The sequence below is a fragment of the Neptunomonas sp. genome (genome assembly GCF_041601355.1).
Taxonomy (GTDB): domain Bacteria; phylum Pseudomonadota; class Gammaproteobacteria; order Pseudomonadales; family Balneatricaceae; genus Neptunomonas.
Map to the genome: position 1 here is coordinate 1 of NZ_JBFIIH010000179.1, position 5,921 is coordinate 5,921.

Here is a 5,921-nt window from a genome sequence, read left to right on the forward strand (position 1 = left end):
GACAGCGTACCTAAAATTTACGACGCGCTGACCGTTTCAAAGAATGGTCTGACACTCGAAGTTCAGCAACAGCTGGGTGACGGTGTAGTACGTGCGATCGCGATGGGTCAGACTGAAGGTGTGAGTCGTGGCTTAGAAGTAAATAATACTGGTGCTCCAGTTTCTGTGCCTGTTGGTACAGCAACATTAGGACGCATCATGGATGTATTGGGTAATCCAATTGATGATTGTGGTCCTATCGGTGAAGAAGAGCGTATGCCTATTCACCGTAAGGCACCTTCTTATGCTGATCAGGCTGCTTCTAACGAGCTACTGGAAACCGGCATTAAGGTTATCGATCTGGTTTGCCCATTCGCCAAAGGTGGTAAAGTTGGTCTGTTCGGTGGTGCCGGTGTAGGTAAAACCGTAAACATGATGGAGCTTATCCGTAACATCGCTATTGAGCACTCAGGTTTCTCAGTATTTGCTGGTGTAGGTGAGCGTACTCGTGAAGGTAACGACTTTTACTATGAGATGAAAGAGTCCAACGTATTGGATAAAGTATCTCTGGTTTATGGTCAGATGAATGAGCCACCAGGAAACCGTCTGCGCGTAGCGCTGACGGGTCTGACTATGGCTGAAAAATTCCGTGACGAAGGTCGTGACGTACTGTTGTTTGTTGACAACATCTACCGTTACACACTGGCAGGAACAGAAGTATCAGCTCTGTTGGGTCGTATGCCTTCTGCGGTAGGTTACCAGCCTACACTAGCGGAAGAGATGGGTGTTCTTCAGGAGCGTATTACGTCAACTCATACCGGTTCTATCACGTCTATCCAGGCGGTATATGTACCAGCAGATGACTTGACAGATCCATCTCCTGCTACCACCTTCTCCCATCTTGATGCGACAGTAGTACTGTCTCGTCAGATCGCAGAACTAGGTATTTACCCGGCAATCGATCCTTTGGATTCCTCTTCACGTCAGTTGGATCCGCTGGTTATCGGTCAGGAACATTATGACATTGCGCGTAATGTACAGGGTGTTCTTCAGCGTTATAAAGAGCTGAAAGATATCATTGCAATCCTGGGTATGGATGAGTTATCTGAAGAAGATAAGCAGGTGGTTACACGTGCTCGTAAAATTCAGCGTTTCTTGTCTCAGCCGTTCTTTGTTGCAGAAGTATTCACTGGTTCGCCAGGTAAGTACGTTTCCCTGAAAGACACGATTCGTGGCTTTAAAGGTATTCTGGATGGTGAATATGATTCACTGCCGGAACAGGCGTTCTATATGGTTGGTGGCATTGAAGAAGCTGTTGAGAAAGCCAAAAGCATGTAATTGCTTTTGGTAAACCTTTAGAAGGAAAACAACATGGCTATGACTGTTCATTGCGATATCGTAAGTGCTGAAGAAGAGATTTTCTCTGGTCTTGTCGAGTTCGTATCAGTAACAGGTAGCCTGGGTGATCTGGGTATCTTCCCAGGTCACGCTCCGCTTCTGACGGAACTGAAACCAGGCCCTGTCGAATTGCGTAAGCAGGGCGGCGAACAGGATATCTTCTACGTATCTGGCGGCTTCATAGAAGTACAGCCTAACAAGGTTATCGTTTTGGCAGACACTGCATTGCATGCAGGTGATCTGGACGAAGCGGCATCTCTTGAAGCGCAGAAGCAAGCTGAACAAGCGATGGGTGATAAGCAAAGCGAATTCGAATACAGTCGCGCTGCTACTCAACTGGCTGAAGCGGCGGCACAGCTCCGCACGCTACAGCAAATTCGCAAAAAGCTCGGCAAATAAAACTGACGTCGTTGAGTTACACACGAATAAAAAGGCAGCTTAGGCTGCCTTTTTTTGTTGTTTAATCACTAACGGTAGCACTAAAGCATTTCCCATAATGTATCAAAAATTATCTGCTGAGCCGTCGACACTTCCTTAGAGTCAATCAATACCGCCGTTGGATAGTTATTCGATGCTAACGAAATAATGGCACATTTAGGAGGATAGATAGCAATATAGGCGGCATCAACAGGACCTTCGGTTTTAATCCACTTTCTTTCTGATAGCTCAGCATCTTCACCACCCTCACCAATGGCGATGACCCGTACGCCGATTTTTCGCTGGATTCTTTGTGCCGTGTAATTCGGAAAGGGACGATAAAGGTGTGAACGAATCGGTTTGGATGAAAATACAGAGTATTTGCGTTCACTGATTTGTGAGACGCTGCTAAGAATATCTCTGAGCACAAACTCTATTCCATCATCCCCCTCATAGAATTGCACATTAGCAGCAGTGAAATTCGGCTTAAGGTGATTAAGCTCGGGAATGATCGAATTTTTTAGTTGTTGAATGGTATTTGAGATTTCAAGTTGCTTCTGTTCAGCTAATTGTAAGAGTACTTCAGGATCGCGGGGAGAAAATAGGCGGCGCTTTCCTTTTGGTAAATAACTGACAATCCCTTTTTGCAGAAGTACTTTTAAGCAGTCGTAAGTCGTACCTCGATTAATCCCTGCTTTCTCGGCAATGCTCCTGATGGGGCTGGGTCCAAGCGATAGTAAAGCGCGATAAATAGTTATTTCGCGTTGATCAAAGCCGAGCCTTTCTAGTATTGAGTTTTGCATTTGTCAAAATTTTCCAGACAAAAAGTATTGTATATGTTGAACTATAATATAGATTACGAAGCATTCAATAAATAATGTAGATTTTTAATCTCTTCAGACGCTACAGGATCGGATAATGACAACGGATATTGTAATTTTAGCAGCGGGTCAGGGAAGCCGTATGAAGTCTTCTCTGCCTAAAGTACTACACGCTGTTGCTGGCAAACCTATGGTCAGGCATGTACTGGATCAGGCACGTCATATCGATGAAGCAAAACTTCATGTAGTGATAGGTCATGGCGCCGGGCTGTTAGAAAAAGCGTTATCCGACGAACGGCTTATGTTTGTTTTACAAGAGGAACAGCTGGGTACCGGTCATGCGGTTGCACAAGCCTTACCGAATGTAGATCCTGAAGGGGTAACCTTGATTCTTTATGGGGATGTTCCGTTAACGCGTTCACAGACAATGCAACAACTGGTCAGCATCGCTGCGCAGGGGCATTTAGGGTTATTGACGGTTCATCTACAGAAGCCTGACGGTTATGGCCGGATTATCCGTAATCACGACAATCATGTAGTGGCTATTGTTGAGCAAAAGGATGCGTCAGATGAGCAGCTTAAAGTAACAGAAGTAAATACCGGGATTATGGCAGTGCCCACTGGCTTATTGTTAGCATGGTTGCCTGAATTATCGTCGAACAATGCCCAGGGCGAATATTATTTAACGGATATTATCGCCATGGCCGCTGATCAGGGTGTTTTTATTGAAACACAGCATCCTGGCTGCGAACAGGAAGTGCAGGGCGTTAATAACCGTGTTCAGTTAGCAGAGCTTGAGCGCTGGTATCAACTACAGCAAGCGCAGACATTGATGATTGACGGTGCAACGTTAGCGGACCCTGCCCGGGTTGATGTTCGTGGCAAGGTAACGGTTGCAGGTGACGTCGTTATTGATGTTAACGTGGTATTTGAAGGTAATGTGGTATTGGAGCGAGGTGTGATTATTGAGCCAAACTGCATTATTAAAAACTCAGTGATCGGTGAAAACACACGTATCAAGGCCAATACCATGATTGAAGATTCTGATATTGGCTCTGATTGCGATGTGGGCCCTTTTGCAAGAATTCGTCCTGGCACACAATTGGCGACTGGGGCAAAAGTCGGTAATTTCGTCGAGACTAAAAAGGCGATTATTGGTGAAGGCTCAAAAATTAATCATCTGAGTTATGTTGGTGATGCCATTATCGGTAAGCATACTAACATCGGTGCCGGCACTATTACCTGTAATTATGATGGAGTGAATAAATCTTTGACGGAAATTGGTGATCAGGTATTTATCGGTTCGAATAGCGCGTTGGTTGCGCCCGTAAAAATTGGTTCCGGCGCTACAGTTGGCGCAGGTTCAACGATTACCAAAGAAGTAGCTGAAAGCCAGTTGGCTGTCGCGCGGGTAAAACAAACTAATTTGTCTAACTGGCAGCGCCCAGTCAAGAAAAGCTAAGGAGAAGCAAGCATGTGCGGAATTGTTGGAGCAACGGCTGAGCGTTCAGTATCGGGGATATTATTAGAGGGCCTGCGTCGCCTCGAGTATAGGGGCTATGACTCTGCTGGCATGGCAGTCTGGGATGGTAAGTCTATTCAGCGCTTACGCCGGGCGGGCAAGGTCCAGGCGCTGGCTGATGCAATGGAAATGCAACCGCTGCCAGGTTCTGCAGGTATTGCACATACGCGTTGGGCGACTCATGGCAAACCTACAGAGCACAATGCTCATCCACACATGTCAGGATCAGCATTGGCCGTGGTGCATAACGGTATTATCGAAAATTTTGAAGAGCTCAAATCAGAGCTGATGACTTGCGGGTACCATTTCAGCTCTCAAACAGATACAGAAGTCATCGCACATCTGCTGGATCGTGCAATTAAGGCCGGAGCAGATCACATAAGTGCAGTCAAAGCCACGGTAGCGACGCTGGATGGTGCATTTGCTTTAGGTATGATGCATGAAGATAACCCCGGTGAACTGATTGCCGCACGTCAAGGCAGTCCATTGGTCATCGGTGTTGGTATTGGTGAAAACTTCATCGCATCAGATCAATTAGCGTTGTTGCCGGTGACTGATCGTTTTATGTTTCTTGAAGAGGGTGATATTGCTCACCTGACCAGAGATGAGATTATCGTTTGGGATATGAACGGCGAACTCGTCCAGCGGGAAATTGTTCAGTATGAACATGCTACATCCGCTACCGAAAAGGGACAATTCAAACATTTCATGTTGAAAGAGATCTATGAACAGCCAGCCGTAACGCTGGCTGCTTTTCAGGATCGGGTTCAGGATGCACTGGTTAATGAAAGAGCATTCGGGGAACATGCCTCTGCTATTTTTGACCAGGTAAAGCAAATTCAGATCATCGCCTGTGGTACCAGTTATCATGCCGGCATGATTGCAAAGTACTGGATGGAAGGGTTAGCAGGTATTCCTTGTCATGTGGAGGTGGCCAGTGAGTACCGTTATCGTCCGGTGGTGATTCAGGAAGGCACATTATTCATTTCGATTTCTCAATCAGGAGAAACGGCAGATACCTTAGCGGCGTTGCGAGATGTTAAACAACAAATACTGGCAAGCCTGACTATTTGCAATGTTCCGGGTAGCTCATTGGTACGTGAGTCGGATCTGTTTCTGATGAGCAATGCCGGGCCCGAAATTGGTGTAGCGTCAACGAAAGCGTTTACTACCCAGCTTGTTTGCCTTTTATTGACGACTGTCGTTATTGGACGTCGCTTTAAAATGACGCAGGCAAAAGAGCGTCAAATTGTTGAATCTCTGATGTTACTGCCTACGCTGATAGAGCAGGCATTGGCAATGGATGCTGATATTGAACTGATGTCGCAGGCGTTTGCTGAAAAGCATCATTCTCTGTTTTTGGGACGGGGTACGCTTTACCCGGTGGCCATGGAAGGTGCATTAAAGCTGAAAGAGATCTCCTATATTCATGCAGAAGCCTATCCAGCGGGTGAGTTGAAGCACGGACCTTTGGCGTTAGTTGATAAGGATATGCCGGTTGTAACCATCGCTCCGCGCAACGACATGCTGGATAAGCTTAAAGCAAACTTGCAGGAAGTTAGCGCACGCGGCGGAGAGCTGTTTATATTTGCAGGTTGTACACAGAAAGTTCAGGCAGGCGAAAGTATTCATGTCTTGGGAATGCCTGAGATGCCAGAGATTCTGGAGCCGATTGTTTATACGATTCCCTTACAATTGCTGTCTTACCATGTCGCCGTGCTGAAAGGCACCGATGTTGATCAGCCGCGTAACCTGGCTAAGTCAGTAACGGTGGAATAAAATCC

The 5,921-nt window shown here is 46.3% G+C and carries 5 protein-coding genes; 4 read left to right on the forward strand and 1 reads right to left on the reverse strand.

Going from position 1 to position 5,921, the window contains the following annotated elements; translation table 11 throughout:
- Nucleotides 1-1,317 (forward strand): F0F1 ATP synthase subunit beta (gene atpD / locus ABY436_RS18410; RefSeq protein ID WP_372740389.1); only part of this gene is annotated, 1,317 nt, incomplete at its 5' end.
- Between the two features lie 33 nt (nucleotides 1,318-1,350).
- On the forward strand, nucleotides 1,351-1,776 hold the full coding sequence (locus ABY436_RS18415) for a F0F1 ATP synthase subunit epsilon (RefSeq protein ID WP_372740390.1): 426 nt from the start codon (nucleotides 1,351-1,353) through the stop codon (nucleotides 1,774-1,776).
- A gap of 80 nt (nucleotides 1,777-1,856) precedes the next feature.
- Here ABY436_RS18415 and ABY436_RS18420 read toward each other — a convergent pair whose 3' ends face one another.
- Nucleotides 1,857-2,597 carry a TrmB family transcriptional regulator gene (locus ABY436_RS18420; protein ID WP_372740391.1) on the reverse strand — a complete coding sequence of 247 codons (741 nt, stop codon included), beginning with the start codon at nucleotides 2,595-2,597 and terminating at the stop codon, nucleotides 1,857-1,859.
- 115 nt (nucleotides 2,598-2,712) lie between these two features.
- Between ABY436_RS18420 and glmU the strand changes: the two genes are divergently transcribed.
- Both glmU and glmS read left to right on the forward strand, forming a co-directional pair.
- Nucleotides 2,713-4,077, forward strand: a complete 1,365-nt coding sequence (gene glmU, locus ABY436_RS18425; RefSeq protein WP_372740392.1) for a bifunctional UDP-N-acetylglucosamine diphosphorylase/glucosamine-1-phosphate N-acetyltransferase GlmU — start codon at nucleotides 2,713-2,715, stop codon at nucleotides 4,075-4,077.
- 12 nt (nucleotides 4,078-4,089) lie between these two features.
- The gene (gene glmS / locus ABY436_RS18430; protein ID WP_372740393.1) at nucleotides 4,090-5,916 is read left to right on the forward strand and encodes a glutamine--fructose-6-phosphate transaminase (isomerizing); all 1,827 of its coding nucleotides are present in this window, start codon (nucleotides 4,090-4,092) and stop codon (nucleotides 5,914-5,916) included.
- The last annotated feature ends 5 nt before the right edge of the window (nucleotides 5,917-5,921 follow it).

Coding starts and splice junctions, on each gene's coding strand:
- ABY436_RS18415 (WP_372740390.1), top strand. CDS start 1,351: ATGGCTATGACTGTTCATTGCGATATCGTAAGTGCTGAAGAAGAGATT.
- ABY436_RS18420 (WP_372740391.1), bottom strand. CDS start 2,597: ATGCAAAACTCAATACTAGAAAGGCTCGGCTTTGATCAACGCGAAATA.
- glmU (WP_372740392.1), top strand. CDS start 2,713: ATGACAACGGATATTGTAATTTTAGCAGCGGGTCAGGGAAGCCGTATG.
- glmS (WP_372740393.1), top strand. CDS start 4,090: ATGTGCGGAATTGTTGGAGCAACGGCTGAGCGTTCAGTATCGGGGATA.